Here is an 18,962-nt window from a genome sequence, read left to right as displayed (position 1 = left end):
TTAGTCAGCAAAATGAGTGGGTCTGCATAGCCGTGCGCCTCGCACCCAGCTCCATGGCCGTGGCGCCAGAGAACGATTTTCTCTAAGATCAAATTTTTGGCGGCAAATTACTAGGGTATTTGGATGACTGCCCCTAAGCCCGCCGTAATGAAATCCTCGCCCCAGACTCTCCGAGCCGGACACTTCAAGTCCCTTCCCGCCAAGAAGCCAAGTAAGTGCTTTGTTTTTGGGTTAGCGTATCAATAGAAAGACCCAAAGCCTCCAGCTTTAACCGGGCCACTTCTCCATCAACCTCCCTGGGGACCCCATGGACCTGATTGGCGAACTCACCCTGGTGAGCCCAAAGATGGGCAACGCATAAGGCCTGATTGGCAAAACCCATATCCATTATGGCAGCAGGATGGCCCTCTGCCGCCGCGAGGTTGACTAACCGCCCTTCGGCCAATAAACGGATTCGCCGACCATCTTGGAGAAGATACTCATCTACAGAGGGTCGGGGTCGCCATTTGTCTACTGCCAAAGATTCCAAGGCAGAGAGATTAAATCCCACATTGTCCTGGGTGCTAAGGAGATTGCTGGCGCAGGGCAATAGCTCGGCCCCGCCGGTGGTCAATATCCGAGCCAGATTGGCCGTTTCAGTGGTAATATGCAAACAGCTACTCATGCGCACACCTGCCAACGGGCACTCTCTAGCAAAGCGCACCTCCAGGGTTTGCAGGACAGGCATTTCTGAGCAGGCCCACTGGATCCGCTCTCGCCCTTTATCGGCCAGCCCCTTATCCCGGATATCAAAGGATACAGCGGTCACCGCCCTTTACTCAGAAGGACATGGGTTCCTATTATGCAAGGCGGGTACCTCGGCGTAATTCCTCAAGCTCTTTTTCCAGGCGTTGGAGTCGCTGTGCTAATTGGTCTCGCTCTTCTTCTAATCGCCGAATACCCTCCTCCTCCGGGGCGGGCGGGTAACGCCGGGGATAGGAGGGCGGCGGGTAAGGGTGGGGCTGGGGCCAATCCCAATGATGGTGATGATGCCAATAGTGGCAACAAGGGCAACAACAAGGCATGAATTCAGCTCCTCCTTCATCTACCGCATTAATTCACTCTGTGACTATCTCTTAACTAAATAGCACAAATTACAAATGATGAGACCAGAGAATGCTTATCCTGGAATTAGGTAGAAATACCCATTTCATCACAGAACATTTTAGGGTTTACTTACTAAAAACTGCCAAGCTCCTGTTAATCAGAGGCGATCCTGTTAAACCGAACAACAAAAGGAGGTTGTCGTGTTATTAGCCACTCACCTCGCAGCAAAAACTGTTCCCTTAAGCGGAGTCAAAGCTCACGCTCACACGGTGACTTTAACTCTCCCTCCCATTTTAGACAGCGCCCTGTGCCGGGAATTTTGGGAAGCCGCGCAACAAGCCCGTGATACAGGGATAAAAGTCATTATCGATCTGGAAAAAACCCTCTCTATACGCGACTCCGGTTATACGCTACTCTGGATGTTGAAGGATAGCCTCGATAAGGAGCCGGCCGACCTCTTGCTTGTGGGTTGTCATCCAGCTCTAAAAAGAGCGCTCCAGCTACGCGGCTTCGGACCTCACTTTACTCTGTTATAACTCCACCACAACTCCTGTCGCTTTATCTAGAATTCACGTAGGAGAAGTTACATGGGGAGTCAATACCTACAAAAGATCATTAACCCTGCCAAGTACCTGCGGGACAAAATCTACCCAAGAAAACAAACAGTTCCAAAACCTACTGTTTTTATTGTGGATAGCAATCATTCCAGGGACCCCACTCTAAGTAGGTTAAACAACGCCCAGAATTGGGAGGTCAAAATCTATAGCTCAGCGGAAGCATTTTTAGAAGCTTTTGACCCGTCCCACCCCGGTTGTCTGCTGCTTGATGTTCACGTCCCCAAGATGGGAGGACTAGCATTGCAAAAACAACTGGAGGACCAAAACAGTGAGCTTCCCCTTCTCTTTGTCTCCACCCAGGGAACTGTATCCGAGGCAGTACAGGCTATACACGCCGGAGCCGTGGACTTCCTTATTAAACCCGTCAAGCAATCCCTCTTGCTAGAGCGTCTCCAGGAGGGACTAGCCCAGAGCTTAAGAATCCGGGAGGCCCAGCGGAAACAAGAGGAAATGGCCGCCCGAATTTCCCAGTTAACCCCCCGGGAACAGCAGGTCATGGAACGGCTGATTGAAGGCAAGCTCAGCAAGGTCATCGCTTCAGAGCTGGGCATAAGCACTAAAATTGTCGATCACCACCGGGCGCAAGTGATGGCCAAGCTGCAAACAAGAAATCGGGCGGAGCTGCTCCAACTCACCCTCTCGGGACCACAGGGGGCGAGAGAGAAAACACCGAGAAGAGTCAGCTTATAGCAGCGGCGCTTATAATCTCGTAAGGAATCTCCTACAGGAGTTTGGCAGCGTCCACCGCACCGATTTTTACAACGTATTGGTGCTAGAAGTGCCGGATATCCACGAATTCCTAGGGCAACTCCATCAACGGGTCGCGGCTGAATCCTTCTTATGGACTCGGGAAGACTTGCAGCGCTACCCTCTGCTGAAACTGGACTGATCTTGAGGCCAAATCAATGGATATCCAATGATCAGAAAAAAACTGACCCGATGTCTGCTCCTGGCGTTCTCGGGTTTGATCACCACCAATGGAGTGGCGGTAATGAATGATCCAGCGGAGACCCTCTCCCTGCCCCAGCCCCACTACGAGGGGAAAGTCTCGGTAGAGGCCGCCCTCCAGCAGCGGCGTTCCATCCGAGAACTCAGTCGGCACCCCTTAAGCAGGGAAGAAATCTCTCAGCTATTATGGGCAGCCCAAGGCATCACCCACGGTCAGGGGTTTCGCACCGCCCCCTCCGCTGGCGCGCTCTATCCCTTGGAACTCTACCTCGTTATAGGACAGACACAGGAGTTAGAGGCCGGAGTATACAAATATCAACCCCATGAGCACACGCTGCTTCGGATTACCACTGAGGACCGGCGGAACCAACTCGCCCGTGCCGCTTTGGGCCAGGACCCGGTTAGACATAATGGGGCGCTGCTGGTGTTCTCTGGGGTAGAACAGCGCACGACTCGTAAATACGGCCAAAGGGGAGCACGCTATATGCATATAGAAGTAGGCCACGCGGCCCAAAATGTGCTGTTGCAAGCCATCTCCCTAGGCCTAGGCGCAGTGGTGATTGGGGCCTTTGAGGATAAAGAAGTGGCCAGAATCCTAGAAATGCCCCCCAACGAACAAGCTTTGAATTTGCTGCCCGTCGGACGGTTTTGATCTCCAACAATAGCTTACAAATTAGTCTACCAGAGTTCTCTGTACTGCTTGGACATGGTCGACGACTAGGTCGACTGCCGCACTGTTGGTGAAAGGAGACATGATAAAAGATTTTAGTGCTGCAATAGGAGCGCCATAGATTGTCTCTCGATAATTATCCGTTATTGAAAGACCATGTGGCTATTAAATATTGGTCTATATTTTTCGATCCTAAAGTCCCTTCCAGAAAAAACCTTGAACCACAGACTAACCACTTTCAGCAAAAAGAAAGGGTTGCCAAATGAATATCTATGTTCGTTTAATTATTTGTTTAGGAATTATCGTTCTACACTACGTCAGTTTATTCCTGCCGTTAACTGAACTATTCTTGATTTACATACTTCTTTTTAGCCCGCGCTGGTTCAGGGAATTCCTTAACCATCTCGATAAAAATAGGTCAAGAGAGGCCGTCGATTAAACTTTTTTTGCAAGATTTAGGCTGATTTTTCTTAGGCAAACCTCCTGCTGTTTTTAATGATGGTTGCACACCGTCTTAAGCATTCCAATGGTGTCTTCATAGGAAAGTTCCGGAGCCTTCCTTCCGCTAGCGCCTTTTTCAGAACAAGCCACAATATCGTCTGCGGATAGAATACCCTCCAGATGCCCATTGCCGTCAGTGACCAGGATACGGTGCTCTGACATCGCCTGAAGGGCCGTATGGATATCATCGTCCGGATGAGAAGTAAAAACCTGCCTGTTGTTCCAAACTTCCCTGGCGGTAATTTCCCAAAGGGCTTTATGATTAAGCCCGCACCCCATGGTAATATCCCGGTCCGTAATCACCCCAAGTTGAGACAAATCAGCTAACTGTTACCTACCCCTTGATACAAATGAGAGGCTCAAGACGGGCCACCTTACGGGCCAAACCGGATTCATGGGCTGCATCTACAACCGCATCCACATCTTTATAGGCATCCGGGGCTTCCTCCGCCACGCCCCGATAAGAAGCGCTGCGGATAAGAATGCCTCGCTTCGCGAGCCGGTCCACCACTTCCCGACCGTACCAACGGCGTTTAGCCTCATGACGACTCATACTCCGCCCGGCCCCGTGGCAAGCGGAACTGAAGGCCAGCGCTTCGGTCTCCTTTGTCCCTAGCAAAATGTGGGAACTAGTACCCATGGAGCCTCCTATAAGGACTGGCTGTCCCACCTCCTGCAGGGCTTGGGGCAAATCCGGATGTCCCGGCCCATAGGCTCGCGTGGCGCCCTTGCGATGGATAAAGAGCCGTTTGCGCTGGCCGTCAATGACATGCTCTTCCACTCACTTTGCAGGTGTTATGAGATACATCATATAAGAGGGTAAGATTCGCCTCAGGCAGGATTTCGGCAAAGACTTGCCGGGTCAGATGGGTCAGGATCTGGCGATTGGCGAGAGCACAGTTGATCCCGGCACGCATGGCTCCCAAGTAGGCCTCCCCCAAGGGAGAATGGATGGGTGCACAGGCCAATTCTCGATCCGGCAATGTGATTCCATAGCGGGGCGCGGCGATGGCCATATCCTTCAAAAATTCAGTGCCGATCTGATGCCCTAGCCCCCGCGATCCGCAATGGATGGTGACCACCATATCCCCCCCATAAAGGCCAAAGGCAGCGGCCGTCGCCGGGTCATAGACTTCGACCACGTACTGAACTTCCAGGTAATGGTTGCCTGAGCCTAGGGTCCCCATCTCATCTTGCTGGCGCTTCTTGGCCCTGGCCGAGACTTCATCGGGCACCGCTCCCGGCATGCAGCCCTGTTCTTCAATGCGTGCCAAATCCTCGGGACGGCCGTGGCCCCGCTCCACCGCCCACCGGGCCCCACCGGCCAACATGGCATTCATCTCCCGGTCGTTGAGATGGATAGCGCCCCGACTCCCCACGCCGGCAGAAATCTGATGGTACAGCCGGTCAGCCAGGGGACTCTTAACCGCCTCAATCTGCTCCCGGCGCGGCCCCGTGTGGAGAGTACGGACTCCACAGGAAATATCAAAGCCTACGCCACCTGCCGAGATAACTCCTCCTTGCCCCGGGTCAAAGGCCGCTACACCACCGATAGGAAATCCATAGCCCCAATGGGCATCAGGCATGGCAAAGCTCGCCTCCACAATGCCCGGCAAGGTGGCCACATTCCGCACCTGCTCATAGACCTTCTCATCCATGGCCTGGATTAAGGCTTCGTTGGCGTAAATGATGCTAGGCACACGCATCTCCCCGTGGGGATCGATACGCCACGCATACTCTGAAATTTGGGTTAAACGGCTAGTATCCATGGCTTCTCACACATCCACAATACATTGGGCGATCCAGAGACCCTCCTTGTGGCGCTCTACATGAAGTTCGCTTAGGGTGGCGCCTTTGACTTCCACGGCAGGATCGTGCTTGGTCCGATCCACAGGCTCTCCCCAAGCCTCCCCCACTAGATGGTCATCCTCAATTGACACCGCAAAGTGGCTAAACAACATCTGGCGGGTCGCCATCTCAAACACGAGAGCATTAAGCCATTCCACCAGCAAGAATTCCTTATCCGGCGCAGAGCACTTCACTTCCACCCGCTCTTTGGGCGCAACCGTGTCTAAATCGGCGATGGTCGCCGTCAATGCCAGAGCGGCACCGCAAAAAGCCTCCTCCATGCTGGCCCCCAGGCCACGGACACCTACATCCCCTTGGTGGGGGAAGTGTTCCCAACGGGGTGTGTTTATTTCAGCATTCACAGAATGCGTTACCCGTTACCATGGAAAATAAAATAGACCAAAGAGTAGAATTGCGCCTCATGGAGGGCTTCCATCCTAATAGCTCCCCCAATTCAAGATCACTATTACCGATCTTAGATAGCCGAGAAACGGTGTGATAGCGAGTCTTTTTTCATCACCTGACTGTCATTTTTTCTAACCAAGATCGCTGGCCATGGCCCAAACCGAACTGCCTGATAGCCCCAATAGGCGACGGACACTTTCTGTATCTGCTGCGGCGCAAACTGCCGCCCCTAAACCATTGGCCTCTGGGATATTACAGTCGGCAACCGATTGTGCTAAGTAGGGAATCAATAGCGGCTCAATGGAAAAGTGGCGATAGCCCAAACCCAGTAGCATGGGCAGTACACCGGAGAGCTGCGGAAACAACCCACACAGGCGGATGCGGTCTATCTCCTGTCCCGCTTCCTCGGCGATTTGGCGAAAGAGGCGAAACATCACCGGAGTATAAGGATCCAAAAGGGGACTTACCTGCTCTAAATCCCGATCTGCAGCAAATAAACACTGCATCAAATCGTTACACCCGATTGCCACAAAATCTGCTACGGCCAACCAATCCTTAATGGCCAATACGGCTGCTGGCGTTTCCACCATGGCGCCAATGGCCATGGGAAGGGGTAAAAATTGCTCGATTTCATCCCGCCAGTGGTAAAATTCTTCAATTCGTGCCAAGAAGGGAATCAACAGGGACACTTCATGGTCGGGGGCAATCCGCGCCAAGGCGTCGAGTTCAGCAATAAAAACGCTGCGAACCGGTTCTATGCTATATAAACGTGCCCCTTGCAAACCTAAGGGACCGACTAACCCCGATATCTGCCCTACCCACGGCGGGCACTTATCGGCAGCCAAGTCGAGCAGCCGAACGGTGACGCTTAGCGGATGAGCCGCCCGACATAGGACCGATAAAGCGTGAGTATAGAAATCAGCATCAGGTGCGCCACCATTTTCCGGTGTTAAATACTCGGAACGCACCAGGCTGATCCTGGTGGCGCCACAACCCATGGCATGGGTCACCCCCTGGAGGTTGGCGACACTTGCACCAAGCACAACGGCTTGCCCGTCCCGTGTCAACACTGGCTTGCCCTGCTGTGGTGCTTCAGGCAGCGGCACCTGTGCCTCGGCTCCCGCCAATTTGGAGAGTGCAATAACGCCGCTCATGCCGTCGACAATAACTTCCAAACCCGCTTTCAGTAGTGCTGCCTGCTGGCCTGTTATCAATACCGCAGGCATCCCTAAACCAAGGAGTCGAATCATAAAATGGGACAAGGGCGCAGCATCGACTACGATTACAGCCGCCGGTCGGGTGGTCAACGTAGTCAGTTCCCTGTGGCTAACTACGGCCACTTCCGCGCTACCAGCGCCTCGACCACCAAGCCGAATAACCCCGCGACCACAACCAGGGAAAAAGGGAGTACCCTGAATCTGTTGCATCGGAGTATCCACTATGAACGATAACTTTACTTATAAATATAGATTATTTAGGCAATGAAACCGTTACCTGTGGCTATTATCGGTTTTGGCCGATTGGGCAAGGACTGTGCAGAAAGGATTTTGACTGAGGAGCAGCTTACCCTAGCTGGCATTGTGCGTCGGGCCGAGCGAGTCATGGAACCGCTACCGAAGCCCTTCCAAAAAAATCCCCTCGGTTGTCCATCCCTCCGAGCTAGCAAAAGTGGATGCAGCGCTCCTCTGTGTCCCAACAGAGGAAGTACTGGGGAAAGCCCAGGAGTTTATTCAGCATGGCGTTCCCATTGTGGAGTGCGCTACTTTTCATGGTGAGGCGTTTCAATACCATCAGCAGGCAATCAAGCGGCTCGCTCTCCGCCACAAAGCGGCGGCAATTGTGGGGGCAGGTTGGGATCCGGGCGCACTGTCATTGTTGCGCGCCCTTTTTATGCTTTTAACCCCTAAAGGGCATACGGAGACGACAAGGCGTCCCGGCAAAAGCCTACATCACACCACTGTGGCGCGCGCCATCTCTGGCGTGAAGGCGGCGCTTTCCACTGAGTTACATAGCCGGACAGGAAAACGGCAACGTTACGTCGATATCGAACTGGAGAAAGAAGCAGAACTAGAAAAAGTGAAAGAGGCGATCCGCACTGATCCCCTGTTTCTCAACGAAGAAACCTTTGTCTTTCCCGGAGACAGTGTTGCCATTCTGGAAGAGGAAGGCCAGGGCGTGCTGATGGAGCGCTGGGGAGCAACAGGACACACTGAACACCAATTACTTTTATTTGAGGCCCGGTTCTCGGACTAGCCCTAGCAGCGCAAGTGATGGTGGCTGCAGCACGAGCCTTCCCCTTGTGCGACAGTAAGGCTTACTCTTTGCTAGACCTCCCTTTAGGGAGACTGTGGGGGCAATTACGGGAACAGGTTAAATTTCTATGAACTTCTAAAGCTTATTATGATCTAACGATTAGCTTTATTAATCAGGTATTTTCTGGGAATCAATCAAAAAGCACAGCGGGTACCACCTGCGGAGCTAGTTACCTTCACACTAAGTAGGGGGTGCGGTTCTATCATTTATTGCCTTCTGGTGCTACCTCTTGAGGACACACTAAGGCAGTATAGCGAGTTTAAATTGGGATGACACTGGGGATGATCTTTGCTGTGAATATACTCGCAGATGAATCATCTTTTTAGAGCCCGCTGAGGGTATACGCTGGAGCTTCATCTTTATCGAGAAGCTTGTTACCGTAGGTTACCACAGCAAAGGCAGGAACAAAAAGCGTGAATCGCCACTGGTATTGATAAAAGGGACATCCATTTATCAACTCGCCTGAGGGATTATCACTAAAAAACGGAATAAACTCCAGACGTACTCATTCTGGGCCCTGCTCGAATATGAGCTTCTGACCAGAGAACGAGTCAATCCCAGAATTTAAAGAATACCGCTGCCTTCATGATAGAGGGCCACCATGCGGGGACGGAATCCCTGCGTATTAATATAGTCAATGGTAAAAGTTTTTAGAAGCATCGTGTATTAATCATACAGGGGAATAGGTCCATGGATTTTGAAATGAGACAAGAGGAGCTGAAAAGGCTTATTCTCAAGGGCAAGGCGCAAGGTTTGCTGACTGAGGAGGAGCTACAAGAGTATGTCGTGCAGGAAGTGGAAGACAGTGATGAGGCTGAGGCTGTCGTCAGTCTTTTCCATGATCAGGATCTCGAGGAATTTGATGAAGCCCTAGATCCGGCATTATTGCTCAAAAGCGGGCCGGAGTCGGAAGAGGAAACGGCTGAGGTAGTGCTGTCCTCGGACGGGGCTATCAGCGACATGGTTAACACTTATATGCGGGAGATGGGGGCCCATGCCCTGCTCGCCCGTGAGGAAGAAGTCGCGCTGGCCAAGGCGATTGAAGCAGGATTAAACCAAAGTATTGAGGCTTTAGGCAATTATCCAGCCATAGTGGCCGAGCTACTGCGTTGGGCCGAAGAAGTAGACTCAGGCGAGACCCGCTTGACAGACTGGCTGATTGGCTTTACCGAAACGGAAGCAACAACTTCAGAAACCGAGGCAGGAGATACAAAAGGTCCAAACTTAAAGGAGGTTAACGAGCACTTCTCCCGCATCCGGACCCTCCACTCGGGGCTAGAAGTGGCTTTAGCCCAAGAAGGGGTGGCAAGCGCTCAGGCGCGGGAACTGCGAAGAGAACTCGCCCAGGAGTTCCGGCTCCTTCGCTTAGTCCCGGCTCGGCTCAAGCAACTGGCTCAACCGGTACACGATTGGGTGAGCAAAGTGCAAACCCAAGAACAGGTGCTCAAGAATTACTGTATCCACCAGGGGGGGCTGTCCCAGGAGGACTTTAGGCAGAGTTTCTCCAGCAATGCCACCAACCCCCAGTGGGTTGAAGACCTCTTAGCCGGCAGTCAGGGGGACCGACAGCCACTGCAAGCCCAGGCTGAAACAATCCGAACGGCCCAGGGGATACTGATTCAGGTGGAAACCGAAGCGGGACTTCCTTTGGCTGAACTCAAGGCAGTTCATCGGCACTTGACCCGTGGTCAAATGCAAGCCCAGCGGGCCAAAGCACAAATGGTAGAGGCCAATCTGCGCTTGGTGGTCTCGGTGGCGAAGAAATATCGCAATCGGGGATTGACCTTTCTGGACCTGATCCAAGAAGGTAATATCGGCCTGATGAGGGCAGTGGATAAATTCGATTACCGCCGGGGCTATAAGTTTTCTACTTATGCCCATTGGTGGATACGGCAGGCGATTACCCGGGCTATCGATGATCAGTCCCGCACCATCCGCATCCCAGTGCATGTGATGGAGAAACTCAGTAAGCTCAACCGGGCTTCCTACCAGCTCCGGCAGGAAAAGGGTCGCGAAGGTCGTCCTGAGGAATTGGCCGAGCGCCTGGCCCTGTCTGAGCAACAGATCCACCATATGCATGAGATTGCAAAACAGCCCATCTCCCTGGAAACGCCCCTGGGTAAAGATGAGGACTCTCAGTTGGGCGAACTCATGGAAGACGAGCAGGTCCCGAACCCTATGGAGATCGCCATCACCGCCGGTTTGCAGGCCGGGACCCAGCAGTTGCTGGCCACCCTGACCCCTCGTGAAGCTCAGGTAGTCGCCATGCGCTTTGGGATCGGTATGGACACTGACCATACCCTGGGGGAAGTGGCTCAACAATTCGATCTGAGCCGGGAGCGAATCCGGCAAATCGAAGCCCAAGCCTTGAACAAACTTCGCCGCTTGGGCTACTCCAAAGCCCTGCGCAGCTTTCTCGAAGAGTAAGCTGAAAGGGCTATCAAGCTAAATTAAGGGTTACTAAGGGCAGGGAATAGACTCCCTGCTCCCCTCCCATTTATAGCCTAGCGCTCATTCTATTGTTCCGAAAACTTACTTTCTCCCAATAAAGCAATCACTTATTGGCGATTCCCCTGACTTTTCGCCATTCAGCGCCCCAAGAAGGCCTCAAAACTTTCCTACCCACCTCATTTTCTTAAACTATACTTACGGGGGCAATTACACTTGTTTAATATAGAATTCTATAGAACCAACAAAAAAAACTTGCGAAGGGTAGCCTCCCAACCTCTCAGGCGCATCGGAACAGGGAATAAGTTTCGAGCGCCTTTTTATTTTGCTTGGTTTATCTGTCTTAATTGTTGTGCTTTTGTTTTCTAAGTTGACTCACTCTCATAATCAGCAGGGCGGTCAGGATCAGCCATCCTATAGGATAATGAATAAAACCCATAAAAAAAGCGCCCAAAGTAAGTATCAACAAAACACTCAAGAGCAGGAGATATCGGTCCATAGCCTCAGCTCCTTGATTGCCAATAAAAAAAGCTTAGGGGGCAAAATAAGCACAATTGAACTCTAGCATAAAAGTGTGTCTAATAAGCCTTTATTAATGTGTATAGTCCATTTGGAATTTGATAAGTTTCCTCCATGATTGATCGGGATAATTTGCATCGCTTCTTGTTTGAAGAGATTGGGATTCGGGGCGAGCTAGTCCAGCTTGATGCGAGCTGGCAGGCCGTGCTTACCTGCCACGACTACCCTTCTGCAGTACAATTTCAACTCGGCCAAGCGTTAGCCGCCACAGTTTTGCTTTCGGCCACCATTAAATTTAAAGGATCCCTCATTCTCCAGGCCCAAAGTGAAGGCCCTCTGCAAACCTTAGTGGCACAAGCCACTCACCATAGAACCGTGCGTGGATTGGCCCGCTGGAATGGCGAGGTTCCCCGAGGATCGCTTTCCGAAATGTATGGTCCCGGACGCTTGGTGCTCACCATCCAAACAGAAGGCACAGACCCTTACCAGGGCATTGTTTCCCTGGAGGGCACCAATCTGGCCGAAGCCCTGCAAACCTATTTTTCCTATTCAGAACAGCTTCAAACCCGACTCTGGTTAGTCGCCGATGAGCAACGGGCAGTAGGACTCTTTCTCCAAGAGCTGCCTTCCCAGCCAGGACACGAGACGGATTGGGAGCGCATCACATTGCTGGCGAATACTGTTACAGCACGAGAAATGTTATCGTTACCCAGTACGGAACTGCTGTATCGATTATTCAATGGAGAGCAACTCCGTTTATTCGAGCCTGAACCGATCTCCTTCCGCTGTGGTTGTTCCCGGGAGCGGATCGAGAATACCCTAGTCGCTTTGGGACGGGAGGAAATGGAAGCTATTCTGGAAGAGGAAGGCACAGTTGAAGTAGATTGCGAGTTTTGCAATCGCCACTACAGTTTTGACCGAGTGGATGTAGAGCAACTATTTGCTGAACAGGTAAAAACTCCTGTATCTTCTACGCGGCATTGAGCAATGGTTATGACGCAACTGACCAACTTATCTCCCAGGGAATCAAAAACTGTTTCTCCTTTGACCCTGATTACCCTAGATCTAGACGAAACGGTTTGGCCTAGTGAATCGGTGTTGAAAAAGGCCGAAGAAATACAGTTTAAGTGGCTCCAACAACGGGCACCGCGCCTCACAGCAAGCCATGATCTTGACAGCTTACGAGCCCACCGACGGCTAATCCGGGAGCAATACGCGGAGATTGCTTACGATCTGACAGCCGTACGTACCACCTCCCTACGCCTGCTGCTAAAGGAATCCGATGACTCACCGGATTTGGCGGAAGAGGCTATTGGGGTTTTTCTTGAGGCTCGAAACTGGGTAACCCCCTACGCTGATGTACCGCCCGTACTTGAAAAGTTAGCCCGGACCTACCGCCTCGCCTCGCTCACTAACGGCAACGCTGATGTTCAGTGCACACCGCTAAAGGCTCATTTCCATTTTTCCCTGACCCCTTGTATAGCGGGCGCAGCAAAACCCGCACCGGACATGTTTCAGCAGGCCTTGGAACAAGCCGGTGTTGAACCTCACCAGGCCGTCCATATTGGTGATCATCCAGAATGCGACGTCATCGCTGCCCAGCAAGTAGGGATGCGCGCAGTCTGGATTAACCGACGAGAAGCCCCTTGGCCGGCAGATCTGCCACCTCCAGAGGTGATCATCAAGGACTTTCATGAATTGGAGCGTTGGCTTTTCCAGCAAATTAAAATTTAAATTCATTGCTTCCTACTTGCAGATAAAGAACTTCGTTTTATGAATAACATCTCTGCCCACGATCCCAAGACCTATTCCTCAACTCACCCTGCTTTCGATAAGTTACGCAGCCAACGGATTGCTTCCCTTAATCTTACCCTTGAGGAATACCGCCATCGCAGAACCGGCGCCAAACACTTCCATCTGGCGACAGACAACCCAGAAAATGTATTCCTGGTGGCTTTCCGTACGGTTCCCATGGACTCCACCGGAGTGGCCCATATTCTGGAGCATACCGTCCTTTGTGGGAGCGAAAAATATCCGGCACGCGACCCTTTCTTTATGATGCTGCGTCGCTCTCTCAATACTTTCATGAATGCCTTCACCAGCTCCGACTGGACAGCCTATCCCTTTGCGAGCAAAAACAAAAAGGATTTCAATAATCTTTTAGGCGTCTACTTGGACGCCGTATTTTTTGCCCGCCTCGATCCCTTGGATTTTGCCCAGGAAGGACATCGAGTAGAGTTCGAAGAACCCCACGATCCTGACACTGATTTAGTCTTCAAAGGGGTGGTATTCAATGAGATGAAGGGGGCCATGAGTGGACCGGTGACCGTTCTTTGGCAGACCCTCTCTAGCCATCTGTTCCCCACCACTACCTATCATTACAATAGTGGTGGCGATCCGGAGCATATCCCAGACTTAAGCTACGAGCAGCTCAAGGCCTTCTATCATACCCACTATCATCCCTCCAATGCGGTGTTCATGACCTTTGGTGATATCCCTGCCCAGGAGCATCACCAACAATTTGAATCCCATGCCCTCTCCCAGTTCGATCGGCTGGAGATGAATCTTAGGGTGGGGGAGGAAAAACGCTACGCTGCCCCTCTGCAAGTAGAGGAAAACTATGCCCTGGAAGCTGAAGATGTTACCCATAAGACCCACATTGTGCTGGGCTGGTTGCTAGGTCAAAGCACAGCATTAGAAGAACAGCTCAAGGCCCATCTGCTTTCCGGGGTATTGCTCGATAATAGCGCCTCCCCTTTACGCCATGCTTTGGAAACTTGTGGCCTAGGTGCGGCTCCCTCCCCCCTTTGTGGCTTGGAAGACAGCAACCGGGAGATGAGTTTTGTTTGTGGCCTTGAGGGCTCTCAACCCGATCATGCCGAGGCACTCGAGCAGCGGGTGCTGGAGGTATTGCAGGAGGTGGCCGAGAAAGGCGTTCCTCAGGATCAGGTGGAGGCGGTGCTCCATCAATTAGAGCTACACCAACGGGAGATCGGCGGTGATGGAATGCCCTACGGCCTTCAGCTAATACTGGAAGGGTTGCCAAGCGCTATCCACGAGGGCGATCCCGTAGCCCTGCTCAATCTGGATCCGGTGCTAGAAAAACTACGCCAGGAAATCAAAGATCCTGAGTTTATCAAAGAGCTAGTGCGGGAAAATCTTCTCAACAACCCCCACCGGGTGCGTTTGACCCTACAGCCAGATCCCCACCTTAGCGCTCACCGCACCACAGCGGAAAAAGCCCGCCTGGCCACCCTGAAAGCAGCCATGGATGAGAAGCAAAAAGCAGCCGTGGTAAAACTCGCTGCTGAGCTTATGGCCCGTCAACAACAACAAGACAACCCTGATCTCCTGCCTAAGGTAGGGATCGAAGATATTCCCCCTACCCTCTCTATTCCCGAGGGTACTCAGGAAATCGTTCACAAACTCCCGGTCACCTTTTTCGATCAAGGCACCAATGGCTTGGTCTATCAACAGATTATCATCGACATGCCCCACTTAGAAGACGAGCTGTTGGAGGTGTTGCCCCACTATACCGCTTGCCTTACAGAACTGGGGGTCGGCGATCGGGATTACCGCCAAACCCAAGCTTGGCAAGATAGTGTCAGCGGTGGCATCAACGCCATCACCACCTTACGGGGGCGGATAGACAATGTCCAGCAGGTGAATGGCCATTTTGTCCTCTCCGGCAAGGCCCTTGCCCATAACTACGAGTACCTCGCCGAGTTACTGCAGACCACCTTGCAAGAGGTACGATTCGATGAGTTGGACCACCTCCGTGAGGTGATTGCCCAACGCCGCGCTGATTGGGAAGAGCATATTACCGGCAACGGTCATGCCCTTGCCATGGCGGCGGCAGCCAGCGGAATGAGCCCCACAGCGGCCCTCGCCCATCGCTTGAGTGGGCTCTCCGGCATTTCCTTTCTGCAGGAACTGGACGAAAGCCTCGCCGATAAAACCGCCTGCGAGGCGCTAGCCGATAAGTTCCGCCACATCCACCAACATCTCTTGGCTGCCCCGCGCCAATTGCTGGTTATCGGTGAACAAGAACGTCGCCCAGAATTTCTAGCAATGTTACGCAGACAGGGGCACTATAATCCGGAAGCTGCCGCAAAATTTACCCCTCTGCACCTGTCTGAGATACGCACCTCTGTGCGCCAAGCCTGGACCACAAGCACCCAGGTTAATTTCTGCGCCAAGGCCTATCCCACAGTGCCTGTTGACCATCCAGATGCTGCCGCCCTGACAGTACTCGGTGGGTTCCTTCGCAATAATTACCTCCATCGGGCAATCCGGGAACAGGGTGGGGCCTACGGCGGCGGTGCCGGACAAGACTCGGACAGTGCGACCTTTCGCTTCTTTTCCTATCGAGACCCGCGCCTCACTGAAACCCTCGATGACTTTGATCGGTCTGTGCAATGGCTACTGGAAAATGATCACGAATGGCGCCTTGTGGAGGAAGCCCTCCTCGGCGTTATCAGTGCCATCGATAAACCTAAATCGCCCGCTGGTGAGGCCAAAAGCGCCTTTTATAACAGCCTCTACGGCCGCACCCCTGAACAACGCCGTCGTTTTCGTAGTCGGATATTAGACGTGCGCCTTGAAGATCTCAAACGAGTGGCTGCGGAGTACCTCAATCCAGAAAATGCGAGCATTGCTGTCATCACTAATGCTACTCGCTTTGAACAACTGACTGGGCTGGAGCTGACAAGGTATAAAGTCTAATTAGAGTAGCATCCTATGCATTACCCTCCCCTGTTAGGGTAGCGATGATTATCGCTGTCAGCGATAACGGATTTATAAAAGAAGTAAGAAGTGGGATATATGATGATGCCGAAGCCTAAAACAAGAGATTAAACCAATCGTGGCACGGACAGCAAAACATTCTCAAACTTTAACAAAACTGCGCAGGGGTTACTTCCCTATTATCATTATTTCTGACACCCATTTCTTTAAGAGACAAAATTTAGCCAGGTTACTTTATGAATTTCTAAGTTGGGTTGATTACAGTCTATTGATAAAAAATGGGGATATTATTGATGGCTGGTATATCGAGGATCTTCCTTATAAACCCATTTCGGAATGGGAAAAGCGGGTTCTCGATATCCAAACCGCTAGGCGCTTTGAAGGAAAAGAAGAAATCCAGATTCCTGGAAACCATGACCACCGCTTTCGGAAAATCAATGGGCTGTTTCAACAACCTATCCCCTTTGGGGAAAGCGATCCTGGCATCATTTTTAAACATGAACATCTCCTTGATCTAATGGAGTATCCCCAGGTCCGCATCCGTCACGGGGATCAACATGATGCCCATTTATTAAAATATCTCAAAGAGCGACCCAAATACCATATCGGTCATAAAATTGTCATAGAAGCCCGGGAACTTGGACTTTCACTCCATCAATCCGCCACCCAGTTGTCCCATGGTCTACTAGGTCAGCATTTTTCTGTAGTCGATGCTTTCAAACATGCCGCCAACAGAGGGCCCAACCTGCTGCTGAAAAAGCAACTAGGATTTATTAGCCGTTATCAAGATGTCGTCAAAGAAGCTGTTAAAAACTCAGATTACAGTGGTGAGATTAACGGCCACATTCACAAGCTCTATTTGGAATATTTTAGAGATGAAACGACGGGGCGTCGATTGATGATTGCCAATTCAGGGGACTGGTCGGAAAGCGGGAGCGCCCTTGGAATAGATGAAGACGGTTTCATCCATACCCTAGATTGGTATCGTATGAGGCTTAAGCTTGGTTTCAGAAATTTACCGCGGATTACCGATGAAAATCCCTTCAGAAAATATCGACCCTTTACTGAACAACAGATTGAGTTTATCCGCAGTATCTGGCCGTCCGCAGTAAAGAATAACCTGAAAAGAAAGCTCGAGAACAGGGATCGCCGACCAGGAATTTAGAATTTTAGCGGGAGATTGGAGCCATGCAGGTAGGTTTTATCGGTTTAGGCACCATGGGCTCTCCCATGGCAAAAAATGTCGCCAAAGGTGGTTTTCTTGCTGCCGTCTGGAATAGAACCCAGGCGCCGGCTGAAACCTTAGCCCAGGAATTACAAATCACCTGCGCACGAGAACCGGCGGAATTAGCCGCAGCGGTGGATGCAATATTCACTTGTGTCTCTGCTGACAAAGATGTGCTCGCCGTCGTTGAAGCCCTTGCTCCCGGTCTTACCTCTGGAAAAATAGTGGTAGATTTTTCCACGGTGAGCCGGGAAACTGCCTGCTGCGCGGCAGCTATCGCCCGTGACAAAGGTGCTGATTTCCTGGATTCTCCAGTCTCAGGGGGCGTGGAGGGGGCCCGTAATGGCACCCTGGCGATGATGGTGGGAGGTCAGGGGGCAACGCTAGCGAGAATCCGGCCGGTACTTAAGACCATGGCCCATCCCATTGTCCATATGGGTGAAGTCGGTACCGGGCAGGCCACCAAGGCAGTTAATCAGATCATGGCGGCGGGGATCAATGAGGCTGTCACTGAGGCCCTGGCTTTTGGCGAGGCCCAGGGGCTGAATATGACAAAAGTTATTGATGCAGTCTCCGGCGGCGCGGCCGGCAACTGGTTTCTGGAAAAACGCGGTGGGACCATGGTTCAAGGCAGATTTAACCCTGGTTTTAAAGTCGCATTGCATCATAAAGACCTCCACATCGGAAAGGCCATGGCAGAACAACTTGGCCTCCCCCTGCCCCTTACCGAAATGGCCCTCACCGATTATCAACAATTGCTGGAAAAGGGATTCGGCGAAGAGGACATCTCCGCTTTGTACCGAATCAAGCGGTTAGATTAAAGCACTAGAACAATGTGCCTGAGCTGATTTAGAAGGGGAAAGGAGAGCCTCCGGGGCAAAGACAAAGGCGCAACCTTTTTGTTAAACTCCCTTTCGGTTAGGGGCAGCGTTAAGGATAAGACCGCCTTAAAAGGTTTTTCTTTTCCAACTTTCGTTAAGAGGTAGCAACGGTGGCTAAATTCTTCATCAGTGTTGGCGCAATTCTTGCCGCCTTGGGCGCTACTTTAGGTGCTTTCGGCGCCCATGGGCTACGGACCAAACTTGAACCTCGGATGCTGGAAGTTTGGCAAACGGGCGTTGAATACCACATGTATCATGCCTTGGGTCTCATTCTAATTGGCGTGATCTCTCACGGGATAGACAGTGGCAGCTTAATCAAATGGTCAGGTATCTTAATGCTCATTGGCATTCTGCTTTTCTCTTGCAGTCTCTATCTATTGACTCTGACCAAACTGGGTTGGTTAGGCGCGATTACCCCTTTCGGCGGTACCGGCTTTATTATTGCTTGGATATTGCTTGCCATAGCCCTGTTGCGGGCCGGTTAAGACACCAGGGGCAATTAACGGCAATATCAGCTAAGTTCCTCGACAAAAGTTTTGAGGTATGGGAACGAGGGGGTGGTGTGGAGCCAGAGGACAGGGATGTCCCCACAAACCCTTTTTTCAGGGAGGAAAAACGGGCTTGCAAAGCACTACCCCCTCGTTCCTAAACATCCCCCATATTTTATTCATAGGTACTTATCCAGCGTTTTGGACCTCTCACAAAGGCCAGAGCCTGCCTTCCTATTGCCCCCGCGTTGAACCGGTAACAGGGCG

General features: G+C 51.8%; 16 protein-coding genes and 1 pseudogene. 11 read left to right on the top strand and 6 right to left on the bottom strand.

Going from position 1 to position 18,962, the window contains the following annotated elements:
* Window positions 1–184: 184 nt before the first annotated feature.
* Complete coding sequence (locus tag E3U44_RS11785) at window positions 185–808, bottom strand: adenosylhomocysteinase (RefSeq protein ID WP_134358381.1); 624 nt, start codon at window positions 806–808, stop codon at window positions 185–187.
* A gap of 31 nt (window positions 809–839) precedes the next feature.
* Window positions 840–1,064 (bottom strand): hypothetical protein, encoded by a 225-nt coding sequence (locus E3U44_RS11780; protein WP_134358380.1) that lies wholly within the window; start codon window positions 1,062–1,064, stop codon window positions 840–842.
* Window positions 1,065–1,286: 222 nt separating this feature from the next.
* Between E3U44_RS11780 and E3U44_RS11775 the strand changes: the two genes are divergently transcribed.
* The 3 genes from E3U44_RS11775 (at window position 1,287) to E3U44_RS11765 (ending at window position 3,303) form a co-directional block, all read left to right on the top strand.
* Window positions 1,287–1,622 (top strand): STAS domain-containing protein, encoded by a 336-nt coding sequence (locus tag E3U44_RS11775; RefSeq protein WP_134358379.1) that lies wholly within the window; start codon window positions 1,287–1,289, stop codon window positions 1,620–1,622.
* Window positions 1,623–1,673: 51 nt separating this feature from the next.
* Window positions 1,674–2,393 (top strand): response regulator transcription factor, encoded by a 720-nt coding sequence (locus tag E3U44_RS11770; RefSeq protein ID WP_134358378.1) that lies wholly within the window; start codon window positions 1,674–1,676, stop codon window positions 2,391–2,393.
* 226 nt (window positions 2,394–2,619) lie between these two features.
* Complete coding sequence (locus E3U44_RS11765) at window positions 2,620–3,303, top strand: SagB/ThcOx family dehydrogenase (protein WP_134358377.1); 684 nt, start codon at window positions 2,620–2,622, stop codon at window positions 3,301–3,303.
* Window positions 3,304–3,813: 510 nt separating this feature from the next.
* Here the strand turns inward: E3U44_RS11765 and E3U44_RS11760 are convergent.
* The 4 genes and pseudogenes from E3U44_RS11760 to E3U44_RS11745 all read right to left on the bottom strand — a co-directional run bounded on the left by E3U44_RS11760 (window position 3,814) and on the right by E3U44_RS11745 (window position 7,502).
* Window positions 3,814–4,140, bottom strand: coding sequence for a CBS domain-containing protein (locus E3U44_RS11760; protein ID WP_206054777.1), 327 nt, complete (start codon window positions 4,138–4,140; stop codon window positions 3,814–3,816).
* A 16-nt stretch (window positions 4,141–4,156) separates the two neighbouring features.
* Window positions 4,157–5,591, bottom strand: a pseudogene (locus E3U44_RS11755) (RtcB family protein).
* 6 nt (window positions 5,592–5,597) lie between these two features.
* Window positions 5,598–6,032 carry an archease gene (locus E3U44_RS11750; protein ID WP_166805071.1) on the bottom strand — a complete coding sequence of 145 codons (435 nt, stop codon included), beginning with the start codon at window positions 6,030–6,032 and terminating at the stop codon, window positions 5,598–5,600.
* A 174-nt stretch (window positions 6,033–6,206) separates the two neighbouring features.
* A complete protein-coding gene (locus E3U44_RS11745) occupies window positions 6,207–7,502 on the bottom strand; it encodes a putative PEP-binding protein (protein ID WP_134358376.1) in 1,296 nt (431 codons plus the stop codon).
* A 241-nt stretch (window positions 7,503–7,743) separates the two neighbouring features.
* On the opposite strand from E3U44_RS11745, the gene E3U44_RS19645 reads away from it, so the two are divergent.
* The 8 genes from E3U44_RS19645 to E3U44_RS11705 all read left to right on the top strand — a co-directional run bounded on the left by E3U44_RS19645 (window position 7,744) and on the right by E3U44_RS11705 (window position 18,692).
* Window positions 7,744–8,328: a hypothetical protein gene (locus E3U44_RS19645; protein ID WP_206054774.1), complete on the top strand. Its 585-nt coding sequence runs from the start codon at window positions 7,744–7,746 to the stop codon at window positions 8,326–8,328.
* A 750-nt stretch (window positions 8,329–9,078) separates the two neighbouring features.
* Complete coding sequence (gene rpoD, locus E3U44_RS11735) at window positions 9,079–10,815, top strand: RNA polymerase sigma factor RpoD (protein WP_134358375.1); 1,737 nt, start codon at window positions 9,079–9,081, stop codon at window positions 10,813–10,815.
* A gap of 654 nt (window positions 10,816–11,469) precedes the next feature.
* Window positions 11,470–12,339 (top strand): Hsp33 family molecular chaperone HslO, encoded by an 870-nt coding sequence (gene hslO / locus E3U44_RS11730; RefSeq protein WP_134358374.1) that lies wholly within the window; start codon window positions 11,470–11,472, stop codon window positions 12,337–12,339.
* A gap of 9 nt (window positions 12,340–12,348) precedes the next feature.
* Window positions 12,349–13,089 (top strand): HAD family hydrolase, encoded by a 741-nt coding sequence (locus tag E3U44_RS11725; RefSeq protein WP_240761410.1) that lies wholly within the window; start codon window positions 12,349–12,351, stop codon window positions 13,087–13,089.
* Between the two features lie 39 nt (window positions 13,090–13,128).
* Window positions 13,129–16,080, top strand: a complete 2,952-nt coding sequence (locus tag E3U44_RS11720; RefSeq protein ID WP_134358372.1) for an insulinase family protein — start codon at window positions 13,129–13,131, stop codon at window positions 16,078–16,080.
* Window positions 16,081–16,369: 289 nt separating this feature from the next.
* Window positions 16,370–17,266 (top strand): hypothetical protein, encoded by an 897-nt coding sequence (locus E3U44_RS11715; protein ID WP_338040754.1) that lies wholly within the window; start codon window positions 16,370–16,372, stop codon window positions 17,264–17,266.
* A gap of 23 nt (window positions 17,267–17,289) precedes the next feature.
* Window positions 17,290–18,147: an NAD(P)-dependent oxidoreductase gene (locus E3U44_RS11710; protein WP_134358370.1), complete on the top strand. Its 858-nt coding sequence runs from the start codon at window positions 17,290–17,292 to the stop codon at window positions 18,145–18,147.
* Window positions 18,148–18,317: 170 nt separating this feature from the next.
* Window positions 18,318–18,692, top strand: coding sequence for a DUF423 domain-containing protein (locus E3U44_RS11705; protein ID WP_134358369.1), 375 nt, complete (start codon window positions 18,318–18,320; stop codon window positions 18,690–18,692).
* Window positions 18,693–18,962: the final 270 nt, after the last annotated feature.

The organism is Nitrosococcus wardiae, from assembly GCF_004421105.1.
Classification (GTDB): domain Bacteria; phylum Pseudomonadota; class Gammaproteobacteria; order Nitrosococcales; family Nitrosococcaceae; genus Nitrosococcus; species Nitrosococcus wardiae.
Note: the sequence above shows the minus strand (reverse complement) of the source record. Positions and strands in the feature narration are given on the sequence as shown.

Coding starts and splice junctions, on each gene's coding strand:
- E3U44_RS11720 (WP_134358372.1), top strand. CDS start 13,129: ATGAATAACATCTCTGCCCACGATCCCAAGACCTATTCCTCAACTCAC.
- E3U44_RS11770 (WP_134358378.1), top strand. CDS start 1,674: ATGGGGAGTCAATACCTACAAAAGATCATTAACCCTGCCAAGTACCTG.
- E3U44_RS11765 (WP_134358377.1), top strand. CDS start 2,620: ATGATCAGAAAAAAACTGACCCGATGTCTGCTCCTGGCGTTCTCGGGT.
- E3U44_RS11745 (WP_134358376.1), bottom strand. CDS start 7,502: ATGCAACAGATTCAGGGTACTCCCTTTTTCCCTGGTTGTGGTCGCGGG.
- E3U44_RS11710 (WP_134358370.1), top strand. CDS start 17,290: ATGCAGGTAGGTTTTATCGGTTTAGGCACCATGGGCTCTCCCATGGCA.
- hslO (WP_134358374.1), top strand. CDS start 11,470: ATGATTGATCGGGATAATTTGCATCGCTTCTTGTTTGAAGAGATTGGG.
- E3U44_RS11780 (WP_134358380.1), bottom strand. CDS start 1,064: ATGCCTTGTTGTTGCCCTTGTTGCCACTATTGGCATCATCACCATCAT.
- rpoD (WP_134358375.1), top strand. CDS start 9,079: ATGGATTTTGAAATGAGACAAGAGGAGCTGAAAAGGCTTATTCTCAAG.
- E3U44_RS11725 (WP_240761410.1), top strand. CDS start 12,349: ATGACGCAACTGACCAACTTATCTCCCAGGGAATCAAAAACTGTTTCT.